The sequence below is a fragment of the Parabacteroides sp. ASF519 genome (assembly GCF_000364265.2).
In the GTDB taxonomy this organism is placed as follows: domain Bacteria; phylum Bacteroidota; class Bacteroidia; order Bacteroidales; family Tannerellaceae; genus Parabacteroides; species Parabacteroides goldsteinii.
In genome coordinates this window covers 5,202,724-5,226,315 of sequence record NZ_AQFV02000006.1, presented here as the reverse complement: position 1 = coordinate 5,226,315, position 23,592 = coordinate 5,202,724, and the positions used below count along the sequence as shown (strand labels likewise).

At 44.1% G+C, this 23,592-nt stretch carries 10 protein-coding genes; all 10 read right to left on the bottom strand.

Annotated elements, in window-relative coordinates:
- Positions 1 to 18: 18 nt before the first annotated feature.
- Positions 19 to 3,171, bottom strand: coding sequence for a SusC/RagA family TonB-linked outer membrane protein (locus tag C825_RS20895; RefSeq protein ID WP_010800029.1), 3,153 nt, complete (start codon positions 3,169 to 3,171; stop codon positions 19 to 21).
- A 111-nt stretch (positions 3,172 to 3,282) separates the two neighbouring features.
- Positions 3,283 to 7,332, bottom strand: a complete 4,050-nt coding sequence (locus C825_RS20890; RefSeq protein WP_010800028.1) for a hybrid sensor histidine kinase/response regulator transcription factor — start codon at positions 7,330 to 7,332, stop codon at positions 3,283 to 3,285.
- 75 nt (positions 7,333 to 7,407) lie between these two features.
- A complete protein-coding gene (locus C825_RS20885) occupies positions 7,408 to 7,830 on the bottom strand; it encodes an HU family DNA-binding protein (RefSeq protein ID WP_007652569.1) in 423 nt (140 codons plus the stop codon).
- A gap of 308 nt (positions 7,831 to 8,138) precedes the next feature.
- Complete coding sequence (locus C825_RS20880; protein ID WP_007652571.1) at positions 8,139 to 8,585, bottom strand: hypothetical protein; 447 nt, start codon at positions 8,583 to 8,585, stop codon at positions 8,139 to 8,141.
- On the bottom strand, positions 8,575 to 10,992 hold the full coding sequence (locus tag C825_RS20875) for a glycoside hydrolase family 3 C-terminal domain-containing protein (protein ID WP_010800027.1): 2,418 nt from the start codon (positions 10,990 to 10,992) through the stop codon (positions 8,575 to 8,577). The genes C825_RS20880 and C825_RS20875 overlap by 11 nt, the downstream gene beginning before the upstream one ends.
- A 36-nt stretch (positions 10,993 to 11,028) precedes the next feature.
- On the bottom strand, positions 11,029 to 13,296 hold the full coding sequence (locus tag C825_RS20870; protein WP_010800026.1) for an IolE/MocC family protein: 2,268 nt from the start codon (positions 13,294 to 13,296) through the stop codon (positions 11,029 to 11,031).
- Between the two features lie 69 nt (positions 13,297 to 13,365).
- Complete coding sequence (locus C825_RS20865) at positions 13,366 to 14,973, bottom strand: RagB/SusD family nutrient uptake outer membrane protein (RefSeq protein ID WP_007652576.1); 1,608 nt, start codon at positions 14,971 to 14,973, stop codon at positions 13,366 to 13,368.
- Positions 14,974 to 14,992: 19 nt separating this feature from the next.
- Positions 14,993 to 18,073, bottom strand: coding sequence for a SusC/RagA family TonB-linked outer membrane protein (locus tag C825_RS20860; protein WP_007652578.1), 3,081 nt, complete (start codon positions 18,071 to 18,073; stop codon positions 14,993 to 14,995).
- 148 nt (positions 18,074 to 18,221) lie between these two features.
- Positions 18,222 to 19,385, bottom strand: a complete 1,164-nt coding sequence (locus tag C825_RS20855) for a glycoside hydrolase family 88/105 protein (RefSeq protein WP_010800025.1) — start codon at positions 19,383 to 19,385, stop codon at positions 18,222 to 18,224.
- Positions 19,386 to 19,509: 124 nt separating this feature from the next.
- Entirely contained in the window at positions 19,510 to 23,592 is a 4,083-nt protein-coding gene (locus C825_RS20850; protein ID WP_010800024.1) for a hybrid sensor histidine kinase/response regulator transcription factor, read from the bottom strand.

Here is a 23,592-nt window from a genome sequence, read left to right as displayed (position 1 = left end):
TGTTTAGAATTGTGTTATTTAGAAACCTACTTGCAGACCGAATGCAACAGAACGCATCATCGGATAAGCGGATGAGATTTGATCCGGGTCATACAGGTCCGGAATTTGAGTGATTTCAAATAAGTTGTAACCGGAGATACTTAACCGGACATTTGATAATTTTGCTTTGTTTACCCATGCTTTCGGCAAAGTGTAACCCAGCGCTAATGTTTTCAAACGGAGGTAAGCTGCATTGAACAGGTAACCGCTCTGAGTCGTACTGGAAATACGTCCGGCATACATTGGATATTTGGCATCGGTGCGCTCCGGTGTCCAGGAGTTATTATACATTTCCCAGTTACCGGCAGTGTCTCCACCCCAAAATACGTTGTCGCTGATCCAAACATCTTTTTTACCGATACCCTGGAAAAAGATATTCAAATCTAAGTTCTTCCACGAAATATTACCGGTGATACCATATTGGAAACGCGGAGTAGAATTACCGATGATTCGGCGGTCACCCGGATTTTCCAGTGTATTATCTCCATTAGAGATTTCACCGTCGTCATTTAAATCAGCATAGCGTATATCGCCTGGGTATAAGGTTTTGTGTACCTTAGACTGGTCTGGACCAATTAATACATATTTACCGTTTTCATCAATAGTGAAATCGTCCTCTTGTAAAATACCAACTGTTTCATATCCCCAAATTTCACCCATCTTCATACCATCGTATAAAGTACTCAATAAGCCGTTTGGATTGCCTGTAAATTTAACAACCTCTGATTGATAATCAGATAATACCAGACCAATATCATAACGAATGCCATTACTTAATTGATCTCTCCATTTCAAGCTTAATTCCCAACCGTTTGTTTTCAATTCACCGGAGTTACGTTTTGGAACAGATGCTCCTAATACAGCCGGGAGTTTTGTCCCGCTCATAAGGATATCTGTTGTACGGCGGGTATACCAGTCGAAAGAAGCATCCAATCGACCTTTCAATGCTGTTACATCTACACCGAAGTCGAGTGTGCTGGCAGTTTCCCAAGTAAGGTCACTGGCAATGATACCTGTCGGGTTCATACCTTTGATCTGCTCATTGTTCATAACCCATGAAATATAACCTGCTGCTCCATAACTGGCTATATAAGCGTAGTTTGCTACATTCTGATTACCCAGTGAACCCCATGATCCGCGAATCTTCAGATTGTCTAACCAGTTGCGGGTATTAGCCATGAATTTTTCTTCCGAAAGTCTCCAACCTGCAGAGAAAGATGGGAAAAATTGATATCGGGTGTTATGTCCGAAACGAGAAGTTCCGTCATAACGGCCACTAAATTCAAACAGGTAACGTCCTGCATAGTCGTAGTTAGCACGAACGAAAGCACCACGTATGGCCCAATGTTCTTCATTGTCTCCTGTGTATTGAGTACCTGTCGTCATGCCTAAAGTCGGCAGGTCGTTTGTCAAAATGTCTTCGGCTTCTCCATACAGTTTGCGATAGTAATACCATTCCTGGTTGAAACCGGCTACACCTGATACATTATGATTGCCAAATGCTTTGTTGAAATTTGCGTATGCATTGATTGTATAATAATCGGAATGTCTTGTTTCTTCTCTTACTGTAGATGGATATGTATGTGAATTAATTGTAGTAGTCCAGTTGTCAACGACATAATTACGGATGGGTATTACTCGTTTCTGAAAATATTCTGTAGGACGATAAGTTAACTCTGCTTTTACATTTAATTCCGGGCAAATGGTGAGAGTGGGAGTAATGTTAAATACCGTATTTGTATTCTTTGTACTTTGTGTTGCTCCATAAGCCAACCAACCCAGAATGTTATCGGTCCATGTATCCGGAATCGGGTCGTTCGGACCTGTTTTGATAGGCATGTTCATATTACGTCCCGGATCATTTTTCATAGCTTCCCATACTTTACCTTTTTGGTAATTCATGTAAGGTTCATTATAATTACTTGTATTATAAGAAATTTTGGTAGCAACATCCAACCATTTGTTAATGTTTGTATTCAGGTTCATGTTGATGTTATAGCGGTTTTGTACATCGGTGTTGATTGTGTACATACCTTCCTGGCGTTGATAGCCTAAAGAAATGTAATAATGTGTCTTGGCAGAACCTCCACTGATAGAAATATTATGACGTTGCAACGGCGTCCAGTCTTTTACTCCTATTTCATACGGGTTCATATTAGCAACCCAAGTCATATTGGTCGTACTGCCTTCATTGTAGATCCATGCATTTTCAGGTCTGGGATCTTCCATGTATTTCTTTTTGGCGGCCAGCAATGTTTCCATCCAGGGAGTGACTGTACCTCCTGTCATTTCAGCTTGTTTGTTTTTTGCCAATTGAATGGTATAGGCATCCAGAATATCCGGGATATGCGACGGCGTGTTCCATTGCAGGTTCATGTTGTAAGTAACGGTTGCCTTGGAATCGTTCTTTCCCGATTTTGTTGTAATCAACATTACACCATAAGTTGCACGTGCACCGTAGATGGCGGAAGCAGAAGCATCTTTCAGGACAGAAATGTTTTCTATGTCGCTCGGGTTCATCATGTTCAAATAGTCTGTGTCCACCTGTATACCGTCAACGATGATCAGCGGGCTACCGTTCTTGATTTCCCATTTTTTTCCATCGCTATCCAAGCCGATGGAAGTACCCCCACGTACGTTGAATGAAGGCGATGCATTTGGCGATGCATTTGTTGCCGATACGTTCAGGTTGGGTACAACTCCTTGCAATGCCTGGCCGACATTGGCAACCGGTTTGTTTTCCAATACTTCAGCACCGACTGAAGCGACAGCGCCAGTTAAATTAACTTTCTTTTGTGTACCGAAACCGACTACGACCACTTCATCGAGGGCCTGTGAGTCTTCTTTCAATACTACATTAATAACTGATTTTCCTTTTACCGGAATAGTCTGGGTTTCGTAACCCATGTAAGAGAATACCAACTCGCCGTTTGCGGGCACAGACGAAAGCGTAAAGTTACCGTCTATATCGGTGATGTTACCAGTGGGGGTTCCTTTTATTTGGATGGAAACCCCAATCAAAGCTTCTCCTTTTTCATCTTTTACGTTACCGGACACACTTACGTCCTGGGCGAACAATTGATGGGCAAAAAGGAAAAAGCCCATCAGCATGATTAAAACTTTGTTCTTCATATAGAATAATATTAATGAATGGTTAACTCTTATTAATTAACTCGAGGGCAAAATTGTCCGTATTATCCTACATGAAAGGTTAATTTCATATCAATGATGGTAAGATTTGTGTCAACTCATTGATTTTCCTGTCGAATTAACTTTTCGGTATTCCTTTGGAGGCATTCCGTAGACTTGTTTAAAGCAGGAGGCAAAATATCCGCTACTGCTGAATGCTACTTTTTCCAAAATTTCACTGACACTTAAATCTGTTTCACGCAACATCTGGGCTGCCGCTTCTAGACGCAGATTTTTGATCATCTCAGCCGGAGAGAGGGAAGTAAGTGTTTTCGCTTTTCGGTAGAAGTTTGCGCGGCTCATACCGATTTCTTTGCAGATCATATCAATATCGAGTTTCGGGTTGGAGAAATTTGCTTTCACAATATTTGTATATTGTTTCAGGAACTCTTCGTCAAGCGGAGATGTTTTGACTCCGAGTTCATTCAGATCGATCTTTTTCTCATATTTTTTCCGTATCTGTATTCGTGAAGTCAGCAAATTCCGCACACGTGCCTGCAATAGGCCTATATCGAATGGCTTTATGATATAATCGTCAGCTCCGGCATTATATCCTTCGGTGATTTGCGAAGGCATTGTTTTGGCTGTTAATAGAATGACCGGTATATGGGCTGTTTGCGGATTTTGCTTGATCCGACGGCACAGTTCAAGTCCGTCCATTTCGGGCATCATGACATCACTGACAATCAGTTCGGGTATTTTTATGGCTATTTGTGTAAGTGCCTCTTTTCCGTTTTCTGCTTTCAGCACCTTATATTCATTTTCAAATTGTTTTTCCAGATAATCCAGCACATCTTTATTATCTTCTACTAAAAGCAATGTTTGTGAGATAACCGGTGTTTCTTTTTTTTCGGAAGGAATAAACTCCTGCACATTCATCAGGGGGGAGGATTCTGTCTGTTTGACCGGATTACTTACTGGCTTTTCGGGGAGAGGAAGTAAAACATGCATGCATGTTCCGGTTGGTACTATGTTTTCCGCCCAGATTATTCCACTATGTTGTTCTACTATGAAACGTGCTAAACTAAGTCCGATACCCGAACCTGCAATCTGATGATGTAAATCTTGTGAAGAGCGGTAGAATGGCTGGAAGATTTTTTCAATATCTTCAGATGTGATACCTTCCCCATTATCAGATACTTGTATGTGTAAATAGTAGTCTTCTGATAGATGCCGATTTTGACATAGTTTCACACGAACTATGTCATTTTCGCTTGAAAGTACAGACAATATAATTTCAATTGTTCCCTTTTCCGGGGTGAACTTAAAGGCGTTTGAAAGTAAGTTAAACAGCACTTTTTCAATTTCTTGACGATCATAATAAACACAATAATCTACCGGCAATTCATTTTTCCGGGTAAAAGTGATATTCCTGTTTTTTGCTACCGGGACGAATAACTCATATAACTCCTGAACGAACACGGATAGATCGAATTTCTCTTTTTGAAGTACCATTTTCTGTGAGTCATATTTTTGCACATCCATCAGATTATTAACGAGTAAGAGCAGACGTTGTGTGTTTTTACGCATGAGTTGCAACGTGTTTTTGACTTCCGTAGAGAAGGAACTATGGCGCAACATATCCTCGAGCGGATTGATGATAAGTGTTAAAGGAGTGCGTAGTTCGTGTGAGAAGTTGGTAAATAATCTCATACGTTCCTCGTGTAATTCCTTCATTTTTTCCTGTTCCAGCTGTTTGAAGCGGATACTGCTTTCCAGTTCGTGACGTACTTTCTGATGGTATATAAACTTCCATATAATAGTACCTATTGTGATGATATACAAGATGTAAGCCCACCATGTTTTGTAAAGGGGAGGGGTGACTGTGATGCTTAGGGAAGCTTCCTGTGGATTCCACAAATTTACACTGTTTGAGACCTTTACTTTGAAATTGTAAGTACCAGGGGAGAGATTACTATAATAAGCGACCCTTCTGCCCCTTACATAGTTCCACTCCTTTTCTACCCCTTCCATTTGATAGGCATATTGATTTTGTTTAGGTGAGATAAAGTCTGGAGCCGTATATCCGATTGCTATATTGGTTTCATCCGCTTTTAACCGGAGGGATTGAGTGTCCCCTAATTCTACCGGATTATTATTTATGGATAGGCTTGTCAGATATACGGGAGGGATATAAGTGTTTTTCTCCATCCGGGACGGATTAAAACATAATATGCCTTTATTTCCGGGAAAATAAAGAGTACCTTTTGTGTCGGTCGTTCCTGCATGTAACGTAAATTCCAATGCCCGGTGGCTTTCGTTACGGATGGGAGCAAAGCAATCTTTTTCTGCATTATAACAATATAAATCATTTTCGGATAATGCCCATAAAGATTGGTTCCGGTCGCTTACCATTGAATAGATATAGCCATCTGTTACACCGTCTTCAACTGTATAATGTTTGATCAGGTTGAGGTCACGGTCAAAACGAAAGATGCCATAACCAAAAAATGAAACCCATATATTTTGTAATGAATCGGTCAGGATCGTACTGACAGTTCCCGGCTTCACGTTTTCGGGTAGGTTCAGTTCTGCCGAAGAGATCGTTTTAAGTGTCTCTTTCTTCATATCATATTTATGGAGTCCCTGGCTGAGTGTACCCATAATAAAAACATCCGGCTCTATTTCTTTTATTGCTGTAACAAAAAAGAATTTTCTGCTTTTTCCGTCTACCTTGAACTGATTGATCTGTTCGCCTTTATCGATAAGCACTAATCCTGTTTTGGAATTTGTCGGGATCCATAGTCTGCCTTTACTGTCATTCAGTAGAGTATAAATATCTCCATACTGGTAATCATAGAGCAGGCGATAATCTTTCCGTTTACGTGAAAACAGATAAACGGATCCCAGATTCGTAGCACAGATAATGCTGTCGCCTTTTATAAGTAGTGATTTAAAGATGTTTGAATTGTAATTGTTTTTGTAAGGAGACTTTTTAGGATAAAATTGCTGGCTTTGCGTGTTTGGATTATAGCAAAAAAGTCCGGCTCCTTCAGTTGCGAACCAGATATTTCCGTCACTGTCTTCTTTGCCCATTCCTAATAATCCGGTAAATTCACGGGGCGTGATCCGGTAAAACTGTGTTCTGACCGGGCTGTAATAATTCAGTCCCTTCCAGGTTCCTACCCATAATGCACCTGTATTATCTTTCAGGAGACTGTGTATGGAATAATAGCTTAATGTACCGGGTTCATCCGGATTGAATTTATAGGGAGTGACTTTTAATGTCTGCATATCTACCCTGTTCAGTCCGGAAAAGGTTCCGAGCAATAAGGTATTGGAATCGGTTTCGGCTATTGCACGGACAACATTGCTGCTTAAAGCTGAGTTATCCGTATTCAGATGGACGAACCGTTCGTTTTCTTTATCAAGATAGCAGATTCCGGCTGTTTCGGAAAGTATCCATAACCTTTTCCGGCTGTCGGTAAATAATCTGCGGATCGCTCCTTTTATCAGCGAAGACGGATTTTCCGGTTCATGTTGGTAAAAACGTATGACTTCCCTCTGTTTGTTCAGGACTGCAAGTCCGGTTGATGAACTTGCTATATAAAGATTCCCTTCTTCATCTTCCTGAAGTCCTTTTATATTCGAAGCGATAGGAGTGGATGACAGCCAGTCTTTAAAAACAAGCGAATCGCCTTGCTCATCGTATTGATAGATGAATTTTTCTCCGGCAAGGAAAAAGTCTCCGCTTTGACTGAGCATGCAGCAATGCATGAATCGGGTCTCTTTTACATAATATCTTTTGATTTTTCCTGTTTGATGTGTGATTTTATGCACGCCGTTATCTGTAATCACCCAGATATTCTTATTCTTATCTTCTCCGATATCGAGTACGTTGTTATCTGTTAATGAGCAGGAGTCAGTCGGATTATTTTTGAACACCTTGAACTCGTATCCATCATATCGGTGTAATCCTCCCTGGGTTCCTAACCACAAATATCCGTCCGTATCCTGATAGATATTGGTAACGGTACCCTGTGTTAATCCATCTTCTACCCCAATCTGTGTAAAAAAATAAGGGGAAGTATTTTTACTGTTGGCAGATTGGAATAGATATGGAAATAAAAATAAAAGAAATAATACTAGTGTGTTCTTCGTCATATTTCATCGGCTTTTTTTAGGAATAAATCCACGAAACCATTGATTTGTCGGAAGCAAAGATATGTATTTTTTTGTTTATTCTTCGTCTACTCCATTGTATTTCCTGTTAAAATCGCGTAACCGCATGAACCGGGCTTTTGTTTTCAGTTTATTTTTCAACCGGGTAGACGGGAGGAACGTAACTGTCTTAATGCGGACCTTCTGAGGTTTCAAATCTTCTTTATTCTCAACAATATCGCTGGTGATTGAGGCACTGAACGTCCCGATATCTCCGAACCTGATATTTTTGCCGCTCAGTAGCTCCAGTTCGAATTGGGTCAGGAGGGCTTCGATCACTCCTTTGACATCGGCAGAGGTGATCGTGCAGTTACTGGAGATGCGATAACATAAATTGTTCAGGTCGATTGTGGAAGAGACCGCTTTTGCAGCAAAGTAACCTGTTTTTTCTTTGCCGGGGATGGTGCATACCATCTTTCTTGGTTTGTAAATGATGCTCATGTTTGTTTACTATTAATACGATTTTTGTTTAAACTGAATATGATGTTTCTCTGATATTCTCTCAATCATTTTTTAATCAGAGGTACGTCTAATTAAATTTAGAGGTAGGTGTAAATTGATTTAGACGTACCTCTAAATTGATTTACACCTAGGTCTTTATGAAAAGAGGTTGTAACAAATATACAAAATCAATGAGGCGTTGTCAAGAGATAGTTACGGTAAAATGGATGAAAGGGGAGATATTCAGTATAAACGGCTGGATATAAAAATCCCCTGTCTGCACGAAGAGACAGGGGATTACTTGGAATTTATTTATCTGGTAGCGTATAAAGTAAGGATAATCGGTCGTTTTTTAATGAAACCTGTATCCGGAAGTTGTCGAAGGTATAGAGAGTATTCAATGTCTCTCCGTCTACGTCAATTTCTTCTCCGGAGGCATCGGCTTCCTGCAAGGAGGCCTCTTCCAGCAACGTTGTTGCCCAATAACGATGGATCGGCAGCAGACGTTCGTAGGATATGCATACATTTTTTTCTAAATTGAAGCGATAGGATACTTTGAATAAGCGGCCCAGCTCATCTTCCTCCTGGCAAGTCAGGGTGAAAAGTGTTTCCGTTTGTTTGCTGTCTTCTATACGTTCTTTGTTTTCTGAGATATAAAGAAGAATATCCTTATCCGTTTTATTCAGCCACGTTTGGGAGAAAAGAGCCTGGCTGCCCAAGAGCAGCAACAGGCTTATAAGTAATCTATTCCACATAAAATTCTGCGTTTAAAGGGGTTGACTTGGATGAGTTTCCGGCAAACAGGAAGAATTTTCCAGGCTCTACCACAAACTCATTCTTATCATTATACATACCGTAAGCACGGCGGTTCACTTTGAATGTAACCGTTTTTTCTTCACCCGGTTCCAGTGCGACACGTTCAAAGCCGCATAACTCTTTTTCAAAACGGGAGATGGAAGATGTCTCGTCATTCAGATAAAGCTGCACGACTTCATCCCCTTTTACCGAACCTGTATTTTTCACTTTGCATGTAACGGTCAGGGTGTCTCCGTCCGCGATTTTTGTGGCAGATGGTTGAAGGTCGCTGATTTCGAAAGTGGTATAACTCAGTCCGTAACCGAACGGATAGAGTTCGCCGTCTACGCGGGCAAAACCTTTGCCGGTGGCATTTGGCTTGAAAGGAAAAGCCCAAGGGATTTGTCCGACCGACTTCGGGAAAGTCGTGGATAGCTTACCGCCGGGGTTATAATCACCGAATAATACCTCGGCTACGGCCTGACCGGAAAATTCCCCCGGATACCAGGCTTCGACGATAGCCGGCAGATTGGCATCTTCCCAGTTCAGTGTAACCGGACGTCCGTTGAAGAGTACCAGTACGACCGGAGTTCCGGTGGCTTGTACGGCGCGGACCAGTTCTTTTTGTCTGCCTGATAAATCCAGGTTCACGCGGCTTCTGGATTCACCGATCGTGCGGAAATCGTCTCCTACATATATAATAGCAACTTCGGCTTTTTTAGCAATCTCTACGGCTTCGTTGATTTCTTCCTTTTCCTTATCGCTCAGTTCGAAGTACATCACATCACTTTGCGGGAAATTCTTATCCCTGACATTACACCCTTTGGCATACATCAGGTTTACATTTTCTCCCAGCAGGTTCTTCAGACCTTGCAGGCCGGTTATCACATTCGGATTATGAGAGCCGTAGCGGGAGGTCAGTGATTTGACTTCGTCAGCTTGCGGACCGATTACTGCAATGTTTTTGAGGTTTTTCGACAGCGGGAGGGTGTTGTTCTCATTTTTCAAAAGAACGATGGATTCGCGGGCGGCACGCAGAGACACTTCCCGGTTCTTGTCGCTGTTTACGATCTTATCGGCAAGTTTGGTGTCTTTTACATACGGATCGTCGAAAAGTCCTAACCAGAATTTTACATAGAGTACTTCACGGACGCGCTGATCCAGGGTACTTTCTTCTACCAGTCCTTTTTGTAAAGCCCTTCTCAACGCTTCGATGAATACTTCCGATTGCTCAAAGAAGGTGCGGACGTTCAATCCGGCGTTCAGTTCACTGGCAACCGCTTCTTCTTCGGTATCTACGATATGGTAGAATTTTACGTTTTTGTCGATTGCCCAACTGTCGGAAACGACATAGCCTTTGAACCCCCATTGGTTACGCAGCAGCTCAGTCATCAGGTAGTGGCTGGCGCTGACCGGAGTCCCGTTATAGTCGTTATGTGAACACATCGTTCCCAAAGCGCCTGCCTCCTGAAAAGCGATGCGGAACGGTTCCAGATGCAGTTCGTGAACTTCCTGCGGAGAGGCATGGGGATCGGTTCGTGAGTAGCAGTCGCGGCCACCGCCCGGTATGCCGTAGATAGCAAAGTGTTTCGGTGTTGAAACAACCCGGTTGCTTTGGATACCCAATACTTGCTGGCGTCCTAATTCTCCTGCCAGGTAAGAGTCTTCGCCGTAACTTTCTACGGTACGTCCCCAGCGGGGGTCGCGGGACAGGTCGAGGATAGGGGAATAGATGTTGGTATATCCCAATGCTTTGGCTTCTTCACCGGTAATGCGTCCGATTTCGTAGATAAGTTCTTTATCCCAGGTACAACCCTGTCCGATCTGGGCGGGGAAGAAGGTGGACTTTTCATGTTTCAGTCCGCGTATACCTTCGTTTGTCAGGTCGGCGGGAATACCCAGGCGTGTCTCTTCTACGAAAAAGGCCTGTACTTTGTTCATTGCTTCAGCATGATTGGAGTAAGGAAAGTCAAGGGAAGTGCGTTTCCATTCTCCGTTAAGGTGCTCGTCGATATTACCGATACCGTCTTTCCAGATACGGGTTTTCCATTCATCGGTCGGCAGTGTATCTTTAAGGACGGCTCCGTATCCATAGATCGTTCCCAGTTGACAGGTCTTTTCCTCGACTGTCATTTGTTTAAGGAGATCTTCCACCCGTTTGTCGATAGGTTGCGAAGGATCTTCATATATATCCTTCTTTCCGTTTTTGTTGAAATCGATCCAACCTTTCTGATATATTTTCTTCTGATTTTTGGGGGCATCAGGCTTTGATGCCTGTAGACTGCTTGTGTTTGCATTCAGCAAAGGGAGCAGTCCGAAAGACAGGCAAAAAAGCAGTTGCCTGGTTAATGTGTTGTTTCTATTCATGATTATTCTATTTTATATGCAAATTATATGCAAAACCTATTCAATAACATACCAATTGTATCCTTTTGCCGGTATTGTGATGGGGATTGTAACGGAATAGTCACGTTCCAATACATATACCTGCACATTCTGATCCTGTTCCTTTACAGTCACTTTGTCGGTCAGTCCGGTGTAATAAAGAGGTATTTTGATCTCTTTGCGGATGGGAACATCCAGCGGGTTATACACTGAGATGAATCCTTTCTGTTTCAATGAAGGATTTACGTGCATGATGCCGTCCCAGTCCTGTCCGTCGGGACGGCGCAGGTGGATGATATCGGAGTCGAGTATCTGACGGTATTTTTTATAGAAAGCCACCCATTGGTTGACCAGTTCTTTGGTCGCTTCCGTATCGTAGAGGCGCGGACCACGGTAACAGGCTTGCACACCGGCCCCGAAGAGGTTCCGTAGACGCGTTTCGTAATGGTCGAGGTGCTCGTTCAACGGTTCGATTGTGGCCGCTTCGCCTCCTCCGTGATATTGGGTGAGGGGAACGAACATGAAACCCATGCTGGGCGTTTTCTGCCAGGTTCCGTCATAGATATTCTGTCGTTCGATAATTTCCTGATAAGCGCGGGGCAGCGACCAGTTGGTCTCTACATATCCCATCGGTGTTTTATTGGAGCCGCTCAGGAAATACCAGTCGGGGATGTTCAGGTAAACCCCCTTTGCCCGACACCAGCGATAGAATCGGTTGATTTTCTTCCACTGTTTCCACTGGGAGTCGAGATAGCCTTTGTGACCGCTGTGTGAAGTGGAGGCGCAAGGGTCGCCGGGATATGAACCGTCGTTTTCGAAGACATTCATTCCGGTGGTGGTGAAGAAGTTCTGTAATTTACGGAAGTAGGTGTCTCCCCAATCGGATGCGATACAGGGAGATACGCCAAAGCGGCTGCCTTCTTCGCGTGTTTTGGCCGGTTTTCCGGTTTTATGACTGATTGCGGCATCTTGTTCTTTAGCTCCGCGGCTTGCCAGGAGGGAATAACCGCCGATGGCAATACCTTTCCCGGCAGCGTAGTCGCTAAGTTCTTTCATTCGTTGCAGATAGGCGGCTGAGTCATTTTCGATTTTGAATCCGCTACCGAAAGTCATAATGACCATTTCGAAACCAACGGCGGCACATTGGTCGATGGCTTGCTTCACCGCTTCGCTGTCCGATTGGCGGACGTGCATGAAGATAGGGTTTTCCTGTGTCCAGGGAGCCATCATACGCCAGAATTTACATTCTGCCAGTCCGCGTCGTTCCCGGTCGCTGGCATCACGCAGCATTTCGAAAGCCGTGCAGGATTCAAAGGTGTCGCCGGGTTTGATTTCCAAACCGGGACCGAGTAGGGGAGTGACTTCCAGACGTGCCGGTTTATATTGACCATAATAGCGGATACCGGTAAATTCGTATTCCGGATGATCGAATACCCAACGGACAGCCGGATTGTCTTTCATCGCTTCCATATCGCCGCCCATGGCATAGTCGGTTACGACGAACAGTTGGGTGAAGCGGTCGATATAATCGCGCGGCGCATCGGTTTGCACGGGTTGTTTACGGAAATCTTTTGTGTAAGCACCTGCTTCCTGTGCCATCATGCGGACTTCATGCGGTTCGCCGTAATGTACTTTCGGAGCCGTTTCGACCAAAGCGAGTATTTCTGACTTGAAAGAATCGAGTGTAACAGGCATTGTTCCTTTATTGTCGATCTCGATCCATTTGGCCAGGATAGGGGCACCGTCGTACAGTTCATAAATGACACGTATTTTCAGGTCTTTGCAGTCCTGAGGGGCAGTTGCCGGAGCCTGGTAATTGAAGGTGATCCGTTTTCCCGGGGCAGGCCAGGGGTATAAGTTGGATATCCATTGGCTGTTGGGTTTCCAGGGGAAGCGTTCTTTGCTTTCGCTTATCTGATAGTCTACCAACATGAATGCTGAATCGCAAGCCTGCATATTGTTGATAAATTCTTCTGTCAGGAAGTTATTGACCGGCTGTCCGGTCAGGCCTCCGACAGGATATTCTTTTCCGTTGATGACAAGTAAGGCTTCGGGACGGACGGCACGCAGCTCGTTTTGCCCGGTCATCAGGTTGTCAAGGGCGATGGTCGCTGCATTGGGAGCAAGCAGGAATGTACGGCGAAGGAGGCCGTTCGTTAATCCGAGACGTTTCCCATCGTGGGTTGTTTGTGCTGTCGATTTGTAAGAGGAACCGTCGATCAGCCAATCCTGGGCGGATAAACTGAATGTGGAGAGGAGAGATAAAAATACTAGAAAATGTTTCATGATACATAAATTTTAATAAATAATAAGGGACAAGTACATTGTCTGTAAATGTCCCTTATCGGTTATAGATTAATAACCAGTGTTCTGTGGGAAATCAGCTCCTGTATTGGAGTCGATGATTGTCTGCGGAATCGGCCATAAAGCATGGTGTTCGTCTATTTTGTTGCTGTAAGAGTTGTACTTTCTGGTACGCTCTACCAGTTTACCGGTACGAACCAATGTCAGACGGCGCAGTTCTTCGCCAACCAATTCGCGGATACGTTCATCCAGCAGGAAGTCCATTGTTGCTTGTGATGCTGTGATGTCCGGTGCTCCGGCACGTTTGCGGACTACGTTGATCGCTTCGGCGGCACCACTGGCATTGTTCTGACGGATACGGGCTTCAGCCAACAGCAGATAGGTCTCTGCCAGACGGAATTTCATACGGTCTTTGTTGTTTCCTTCATAACTCGGGCTGTCATCGGTCTTTCCATAGAAGAACTTCGTGATAACCGGATAAATGGTACATTTTGACCATGTACTTTCCGTAACAGGCGCTTCCTTACCCAGCAATTCCGGTGTTTCAGGGTTGTTATAATACCAGGTTCTCTTAATGTTGTATTTTGAATTACGCACATCGTTGGCTGTATAGAAACCATCTTCATCGATCCACCATTTGAACGGAACGATCTGAGCCAGACCACGTCCACCCAATGAGTCACATAATGTAAAACCTGTTTCGTTCCAGTATTTGGGAACCCATGCACGTTTTGTCCAGTCTTCGTATTTGCCGCCACCGCCGTTGGTGTCGTATTCAAGCTGCATAACCCAGATGGATTCCATATTACCGGATGTACGGTTCTGATTGTATTCGAGGAACATGTCTGAGAATACATCGCCCGGCTGGTCTTTCTGTGCACCGAAACGTTCATTCATCAGATGGAAATAACCTGAATTGATAACCTGCAGGGCTGCTTCTTCTGCTTTAGCATATTCTCCGGCCATCAGATAAACTTCCGATAACAGGTGGATGGCTGCCCATTTCGTCAATTTGCCGACGTCGGATATATTATCCGGGTTTTCCGGCAGATTCTCTGAAGCAAACTTCAAATCGTCTATCATATGTCCGAGCACTTCCGCTTTCGGTGTCCGTGTAAAGTCAGTGCGGAATTGTCCTTCGATTTTATCTACATAAGGAACGTCACCATACAGATAAGTCAGGTAGCGGTAAGCATAAGCGCGGAAGAAGCGGGCTTCTGCCTGAAAACCGGCTTTATCGGTCGGAGCAGTCCAGTTCTCATTTTTATCGGCATAAGTAAGCAATTCGTTTACGTTGGCAATCAGGCCGTACGACCATTTCCAGTAGTTTTCGACGAATGTCGTGGAAGATGTATAAGACAGGTTCTCGAATGGAAGCAGGGAACCGTCTTTATGACCGGTATAAACGATATCGGTCGCCACCTGGAATGCTTCGTACGGACAAGCCTGGCTTAGCGAAGCCGTACCGCCTCCCCATGTGTTGAACTCGGAACGGGCCCAGCCATACAGACCGTTTACACCCACCTGGAAACCATAAGTACTGGTGTAGGTATTATCCGGTGCCAATTCTTTTTTCAGGTCTTCATCCAGGAAGTCGGAACACGCAGTTCCTGAAAGTAGTAAAAATGTTGCTGCGGCAACTTTCAATATATTTTTCATATCTGTATTCATTTATTGATTAGAAAGTAAGATTTAAACCTAACATATATGAACGGGCGGTCGGATAGGTGTAAATGATATTCGCATTTGTATCCGTACCATCATAGTTCAATGCATTTTTCACGTTGCTGAATGTACATACATTATTGATACTTGCATTTATATTCAGAGCGGCAATACCGATTTTGCTTAAAGCTGTCTGCGGGATATTATAGCCCAGTGTGATATTTTTCAACTGAACATAATTCATCTTTTTATAGAATGTATGTTTGTCGTAAGGTACATAACCCGGAGAGGTCATTTCGTTGGTCGGGTTTTCCGGTGTCCAGTAATCCATACCGTCGATGTAATTGTATCCGAGTCCCCAACGTTCAAAGTTGTAGTCTTGCATTTCCTTAGTCACGCCGAATACGCCGTTGAACAGGAATGAGAAGGTGAAGTCCTTATAATTGATCGTGTTACCCAGAGACATGGTGAAACTCGGAAGTTTGGAGCCGATGATCTTTTTATCTTTTGCGGTAATCACACCGTCGCCGTCACGGTCCGCCAGTTTGGCTGAACCCGGTGCTGCACCTTTCTGATATTCAACGCCATCTTCGTTCAGGTATTTTTTCTGAGTTGCATCCCAGGAGATTGTATGACCGTTTATAACAAACTGGTCGTTTTCCTGCCAGGTACCGATTACATCGTAATCGTAATGTACTCTTACCGGTTCGCCGATAAACCATTTGTTGGTCAAGTCGTCGTTGCCGTCACCACGCAGTTCGATGATCTTATCGCGGTTCAGGGCGAAGTTGAAAGTAGATCCCCAACGGAAGTCTTTTGTTTCAACATTTACGGAGTTTAATACGATTTCTACACCGGTGTTGCGGGTTTTACCCACGTTGTCCATGATTGAGTTGTATCCGTTCATGATAGGAACAGTACGTTTCATCAACAGGTCGGACGTATTGGCAACATAGAAGTCGATATTACCGGACAGGCGGTTGTTCAGGAAGCTGAAGTCGATACCGGCATTGATCGTACGGGTTGTTTCCCATTTCAGGTTCGGGTTGCCGACACCGTCGTAAGGCAGAAATGCGCCGTTGACTGTCGTTCCTTTGTCACCCCAGATATAAGTCGTCAGCGACAGACGGTCCAGTGTCTGGTAAGCCTTGATGGCCTGGTTTCCGTTCGAACCCCATGACAGGCGTACTTTCAACATGCTTAACCAGTCGGCAGTCGATTCCATGAAATCTTCTTGTGAAATGTTCCATGCTCCGGCTACAGACGGGAAGAATGCATATTTATTGTTTTCACCGAAAGCGGAATAGCCATCGGAACGTCCGGTAAGAGTCAACAGATATTTGTTGGCATAGTTGTAGTTAACACGTAACATGTATGACAACATTGCTGTTTCGGTCAGTTCGGACTTGAGTGTCTTGTTGTTTTCTGCTCCCGCCATGTTATGGTATTCGGAATCGTCGTTTACGAAGCTCGTACCGGATTGTTCCGATTGCTGCGTATTGGTTTGCTGCATACTGAACAAGGCTGTAGCATCGATCTTATGTTTCCCGAATTCACGGTTGTACTTCAACAGGTTTTCCCAGGTATAATCCCAGTAATGCTGGTTCAAAATTTTGGCAGAACCGTTCTGTGCACGTCCGGTCAGGGTATTACGTCCGTAATATTCACCTTCGAATTTAGAGCGGTAGTTGTAACCGAAATTTGTACGGAAAGACAAACCTTTTACCGGCAACATTGCTTCTGCAAAAGTAGAGATGAAAATGTTGCGGGTCACCTTATCGCTGGTTGCTTTTTCGTTGGCGAATGGGTTCGGGTGTAATGTTTCATCCATCGGATAGTCGCGCATAGAACCGTCAGAGTTGTACATCTTACCGTAAGGAGACTGAAGCATAGCATCGGAGATACCGGCCTGTATGCCACCGTAATCTTTCTGGATTGCTTGGGTTCCCATACCCACTGTCAGCCAGCTACCCAGTTTCTGGGTGATATTCAAAGATATATTCGTACGTTTTACGCCGGTATCTTTAACAACTCCTTCCTGATTCAGACGGGAGATAGATGCCATATAAGTCGTTGCATCCGTACCTCCGGAAATGCTGATCTGGTGGCTGTTAGTCAGGGCTGTACGGAAGATCATATCCTGCCAGTCCGTTTCGATGCCATTCTGGTAGTTTTCTTTTTCAATCGCTCTTAATACGTCATCGACGGTCGGGTTTTCAATGCCTTTCCATACTGCATACTGCGCTTGCAGATACTTGATGTAATCCGTACCGTTCATCATATTGATATGACGTTCCGGCTGTGAGAAACCGATCTGACCTTTGTAGGAAACAGAGGCGGCACCTTTCTTTCCTTTTTTAGTCTGGATCAGGATAACACCGTTAGAACCACGTGAACCGTAGATCGCTGCCGAAGAGGCATCTTTCAGTACAGACATGTTTTCAATGATGTTCGGATCGATGTCACCCAGCGAACCGCTGTAAGGGATACCATCCAATACAACCAACGGAGCGTTGTCGGCAGTCAGTGAGTTTTCACCACGAACACGCAGTGTCTGGTCTTCGGTCGGACTGGCTTTACTTGTCGTGATGTTCAGACCTGCTACCTGTCCGGCAAGTTTGTCCAACAGGTTGTTGGTCGTTACCATCTGGAGTTTTTCTTCTCCTACGGCAACAATCCCACCGGTAAGGTCAGACTTTTTCTGTGAACCGTAACCGATAACAACAACATCTTCCAATCCAATTGCATCGTCTTTCATAGCAATGTTCAATGTTTTAGCTCCTGTCACTTTAATCTCTTGCGTCTGGCAACCGATGTAAGAGACTACCAGGGTTGCGTTTTGAGGGACATCAAGAGAAAATTTACCATCTACATCGGTAATGGTACCGATAGTAGTACCTTTTACCAATACGTTTGCTCCGATAATCGGAAATTTGTCGGCCTCTCCAATAACAGTACCAGTTATTCTGACATCTTGTGCAAATACCTGCACGGATAAAGATGTAAGAAGAATGATTAATAAAGAAAGAAATCTGCTCTTTCTCCCTGCTGCCTTCCTCTTTTGAGGAGGGAGGGCGTTGTAAGATTTGTTCATACTTGTAATAATTTAAGTTGTGAAAATAAAGTTATGTCACTAATTTTTTGTCAAAAGAATAAAAAGCGGGTTTGGTGTGTGGGCAAAAACGTCTCAAAATGGTGTATTTTTGTCTCGATAAGCTAAAAAACATGTATTTTATATGGTTTTATTTGTTAAATTTATACATCTCGCAGGCGGCCATCAGGAAAGCTCCGGTTCCGTATAGTTCCGTCATCTCGCGGGTCACTTTTCGCGGGTCGGCTCCAACCGGTTGTACCCAACCCAGTTTGCCGTCCGGTTCAACCGCAGAAACGAGTGCATTCCATCCTTTTTGAATAACCGGAAAGTATTTGTCTGCCGGAAGGTATCCCTGGTTGACACCGTAAGCCAGTCCGTAAACGATAAATCCGGTGGCGCTTGTTTCGGGTGAAGGATAGCTGTCCGGGTCGAGGAGGCTGGCGTGCCAGAAGCCGTCTTTGTTTTGCAGATTGGTGAGGCTTTCGCTTAACTCCTTGAATAATTGGAGATAGAAAGGACGGTATTCGGTATCTTCGGCCGGAAGTGTTTTTAATATCTCAGCCAGTCCGCCGATAACCCAACCGTTACCGCGTCCCCAGAATACCTTTTTCCCATTGGCCTCCTGCTGGCCGAAATAACGGCTGTCGCGGAAGAATAGTTTGTCGTCTTTATCATACAGATGGTTGTAGGTCGCTTTGAATTCAGCGTCGGCAAATATCATGTATTTTTTGTTTCCGGTAAGTGTGTACAGCCGGGTATAGACAGCCGGAGCCATAAATAGGGCGTCGCACCATGACCATCTTTCGTAGGAAAGCGGTTTGCTATAGTCGATATCCAGACCGCCATTGGACGGGTTGTTGATAACCCAGTCGATACGTGCCGTAGTGGGGAGGAGCATTTTGTCTTCCTTATACTTAGTATACATATCGATATAGGTTTGCGAAACACAAACATCATCGGCATGGTACATACGGTCGGCTACCTGCCAGTGCTGGCGGTTGAATACTTTTTTCAGCCAGTCGAAATACTGATTGTCACCGCTGAGTTCCGCCCAGTCGAACATTCCCATATAAAGGGCGCCTGCTATCCAGCCTTTCGGCTCTTTGACGGCATATTTGTTATTGGAAAACTCCTTGATCTGCCAGTCGGCTACCTTCCGGGCAATGGAAAGGATTTCCTGCTTGTCCGGCGTAGCCGTGTTTTGTTCAGTAAAAGGAACGGGTGCCGGTTGTGCGTTCAGATTTCCGGGCAACAAAGTGGCGGCGCTGAGACTAGCCAGGGCAGCCATGTGTTTTAATGACATTGAATACATAGGTTCTTCTATTAAAATTAACAACGCCAAAAGAATAAAAGAACCTGTTTCCGGATAAGTACGATTATCCCAAAAGAGAGTATAAATGTCTCAGGCTGCTGATAAGCAGAATTACTATGCCGTTTTATTTACTTTCCTGGTATTCGGTAGGCGACATTCCGTATACCGCTTTGAAGCTCCGGGCGAAATAAGAACGGCTGCTGAAGCCGATATGCTGGGCTACTTCAGAAACATTTATGTTCGATTCTTTAAGTAGTTTGGCTCCGGCTTCCAAGCGTATGTTCTTGATAAGTTCAATAGGAGATAAGCCTGTAACGGCTTTTACCTTCCGGTAAAAGTTTGCCCGGCTCATACCCAGCGCCTGGTAGATGACGGAGACGTCCAGTTCCTGATTGGATATATTGGCTTTTACAATTTCTATATACCGGTTGAGGAAGTCGTTGTCTTCTTCCGGCTTTTCCACACCGAGCTGTTTCAAAGTCAAAGATTCTCCGTATAGGTTCTTCATTTTCTCCCGGAGTGAGAGGATGTTCTTTATACGGGCTTTCAGCAAGGAGACATGGAACGGTTTGACGATATAGTCGTCCGCACCGGCCTCCAGTCCTTCTTCGATTTGAGAAACCATCGACTTGGCTGTTAATAAGATTACCGGGATATGGCAGAAGTTCTGATCTTCTTTGATCCTCCGGCATAGCTCCAGTCCGTTCATTTCCGGCATCATGACATCGCTGATGACGATATGAGGATAAGTCTTGTCTATCTGTTCAAGGGCATCCTTGCCGTTGATAGCTTTCATGACAATATAATCGTGCTGGAGTTGTTGTTCCAGGTATTCCAAAACTTCCTGGTTGTCGTCTACCAACAAGATGATTTGCTTATTGTGGGTTTCCGTTTCTTCAACCAGCAAAGCTACCTTTTTACTGATTTCCGATGGGCGTGATGCAGGGACTTCGTCAGTCTGCACTTTCTGTTTTTCCGTATCCGGCAAGAGTATCATGAAATGAGTTCCTTCTCCTTCGATGCTTTCCGCCCAGATACATCCCTGGTGTTGTTGGACGATGGAACGGGTCAGACTGAGTCCGATACCGGTGCCCGAGACTTGTTTATGAATATCTCCTTTCGCCCGGTAAAACGGTTCGAATATTTTTTCTGCATCTTTTTGATTGAATCCTTTTCCGGTATCTGTTATTTCGATAAAGAGATAACTGTTTTCAATCAGTATCGATGCTTCGTCTTCAGGAAAAACCGGTAAGCCTTCGCAGTCATTTTGTGCTATCTGTCGGATCGTGATGGTGATCTGCCCTCCGGAAGGAGTGAATTTGAAAGCGTTGGACAGCAGATTGAAAAAGACTTTTTCGATCTCAGCTTCGTCATAGCAAGTGAAGAATGATTCCGGTAACTTGTTTTCTAATCTGAAAGTGATTTCCCGGTTGGTTGCCACACTCTCGAATGAACGATACATTTCGTTCATAAAGGAAGAGAAATTAAACCGGGTCTTTTGAAGGATCGTCTTGCCGGCCTCATATTTCTGGATATCCATCAGGTTATTTACCAGCAGCAGCATCCGGCCCGTATTTTTTTTAATCAGTTGCAGAGCGTCTTTTACTTCGGGTGAGAAAGTTACCCGTTGGAGAAGATCGTTCAGCGGATTGATGATTAATGTGAGGGGAGTTCTTAACTCATGGGAAAAGTTGGTGAACATCCGCATGCGTTCTTCATGCAGTTCGTTCATTCGTTCCTGTTCCAGTTGTCTGTATTTTTCCTCCCGTTCTCGTTCGTGTTTACGATGTTGCCAACGGATAATTAGCGTAATAATTAACGATAAGATACATAGGTAGAGTGAATAAGCCCACCATGTTTTGTAAAAAGGAGGGTTTACGGTAATATGTAATACCGCTTCTTCCGGATTCCAGACACCGTCGTTGTTTGCTGCTTTTACGCGGAAGGTATATTTACCGGGTGACAAATTACTATAGTAAGCCTCCCGACGGTTGCCGATATTATGCCAGTTATGGTCGGCCCCTTCCATCATATAGGCATATGAGTTGTCTTCGGAGTGGATAAAGTTGAGGGCTGAATAGCGGATGGTGATATTACCCTGGCTGGCTTTTAACGTGATGGTGTTATTATATTGCAAAGGCAATAACTCCTGGTAAGTCGGCAGGCCTTCCGGGTCTTCCTGACTGTTTATCAGTAGTGAGGTGACATAGACAGGAGGTCTGTTCGGATTTGTTATTACTTTTTGCGGGTTGATGGCCAGGATACCCTGGTTCCCCGGGAAATAGAGGGTCCCGTCGTTTGAAACACAATTGTTTGCATATAATGAGTATTCCTGTGTCGGACTGTCGACCGGTTTTACCAGCTCGAATTTGTTTTCAGGACGGTTTAACTTATATAATTCTTTACCGGTAACGACCCATATATCTCCGTTTTTATCGATCGAAAGTGAATTGATATAACTTTCTGATAACCCGTTTTCTTTCTGGTAGTTTTGTATCAGATTCAGGTTGCTGTCGAGGCGGAACAGACCTCCTTTCGTAGTGGCTATCCAAATGAATTGGTTGTCATCTTTCAAGGCACCCGATATACTTCCCAACCGTTTTCTCTTATCGCCGTTCTGGAGCAGGGAAGTAAGGTCGGTAGCCGTTTCCTTGTTCATGTCGTACACAAAAACACTGTCGGATATTGCTCCGAATAAGAAGACATCCGGTTCCAGCTCTTTAATCAGACAGATTCCCCTGAATTGTTTTTTATGACCGTTTACATTAAAATAACTCGTTGTTTTTTCTTTATCGGCCATGACGGTTTGGTCGGGCGTATTGGTTGGTATCCACAGCCGCTGTTTGTTGTCTATATATAATGTATTGATGTCATTATATTTATAATCATGTATTTTTTTGTACTGCTTGTTCCGGATGGAAAAGAGATAGACTGAGCCGAAGTGGGTGGAACATAGAATGGAATCTCCTTGTATCAAGATGGATTTAAGGATATTTATTTCATAATTCCCGGCCTGTAAAGGCTTGATGGGGTAGAGTTTTTGTTCTTCGGTGCGTGGATTATAGTAAAGTAATCCGGCCCCTTCCGTTGCGAACCACATATTCCCGTTGCTGTCTTCCCGTCCTTGTCCAATAATACCGGCAAAAGAGTTGGTGGTGATAAAGGAAGCTGGCCTGTAAAAAGGACTGTGATAATTGACTCCGGCCGAGTAGGTCCCTACCCATAATGTTTGGTCACGGTCGATCAGCATGCTATGGATGGAATAATGGCTGAGTGCTCCTTTTGCCTTCATATCCATGTTGATCGGAGTGATAATCATGTTTTGGGTGTTTAGTATATTCAGTCCTCTGAAAGTCCCTATCAAGACAGAGTCCTTGCTCAATACGGTGAGGTGGCGGACTGAATTATTGTTTAACCCCGAATTATCCGTGTTCAAACGGGTGAAAGTCTGCTCCTTTTTATTGTAGAGGCACAATCCGTTTTCATTGGTACCAATGAAAACAGTATTACCGGGTCCCGGTAATAAGGCCGATATTGTACTGATGGGTAATGTTTGCTGATTATTAGAACTGTCCGGTAAATAATGTTTCTTCAGCTTCCAGCCGGAAGTGAAAATGTACAGTCCTTTATCTTCTGTTCCGATGAAAATATCTCCGTCACTATCCTGGGCAACAGAATGGATCGGTGATTTCATTTCTGTCAGATAGGGCATTTCCTCTACAGTTTTGTCAGAATTGCATTTTAATATGCTCCGTGTGGTGAAAGCATATAACTCACCGTCTGCATGGCGGAGAAAGTTATTGACAGCATTCGTTGTTATCTGCGGATTGATGGCCTGCGGATAGAAGCGGGAAATCTGCTGTGTCCTGTAATCGATGCAATTGACTCCGTTGGAAGTCCCTATCCATATATTTTTGTCTTTGTCTTCACTTATCTTACGGATATAATTGTCACTGATCGATGCCGGGTTATTTACTTCGTTCTGGTATACTTTAAATTCATAACCGTCGTAACGGTTTGCTCCGTTACGTGTCCCGAACCATATGTATCCTTCCGAATCCTGAAATATACTGAGAATAGATACCTGCGAAAGCCCGTCTTCAACACCGAGATGGGAAAAAAAGAAAGGGTTTTCGTTTTCTGCATATATAGTGATGAGGTGCAGGGACAGGATCAGGGTAAGCATCAGTCTGTAGATAACTCCCAT

Coding starts and splice junctions, on each gene's coding strand:
- C825_RS20895 (WP_010800029.1), bottom strand. CDS start 3,171: ATGAAGAACAAAGTTTTAATCATGCTGATGGGCTTTTTCCTTTTTGCC.
- C825_RS20890 (WP_010800028.1), bottom strand. CDS start 7,332: ATGACGAAGAACACACTAGTATTATTTCTTTTATTTTTATTTCCATAT.
- C825_RS20885 (WP_007652569.1), bottom strand. CDS start 7,830: ATGAGCATCATTTACAAACCAAGAAAGATGGTATGCACCATCCCCGGC.
- C825_RS20880 (WP_007652571.1), bottom strand. CDS start 8,585: ATGTGGAATAGATTACTTATAAGCCTGTTGCTGCTCTTGGGCAGCCAG.
- C825_RS20875 (WP_010800027.1), bottom strand. CDS start 10,992: ATGAATAGAAACAACACATTAACCAGGCAACTGCTTTTTTGCCTGTCT.
- C825_RS20870 (WP_010800026.1), bottom strand. CDS start 13,296: ATGAAACATTTTCTAGTATTTTTATCTCTCCTCTCCACATTCAGTTTA.
- C825_RS20865 (WP_007652576.1), bottom strand. CDS start 14,973: ATGAAAAATATATTGAAAGTTGCCGCAGCAACATTTTTACTACTTTCA.
- C825_RS20860 (WP_007652578.1), bottom strand. CDS start 18,073: ATGAACAAATCTTACAACGCCCTCCCTCCTCAAAAGAGGAAGGCAGCA.
- C825_RS20855 (WP_010800025.1), bottom strand. CDS start 19,385: ATGTATTCAATGTCATTAAAACACATGGCTGCCCTGGCTAGTCTCAGC.
- C825_RS20850 (WP_010800024.1), bottom strand. CDS start 23,592: ATGGGAGTTATCTACAGACTGATGCTTACCCTGATCCTGTCCCTGCAC.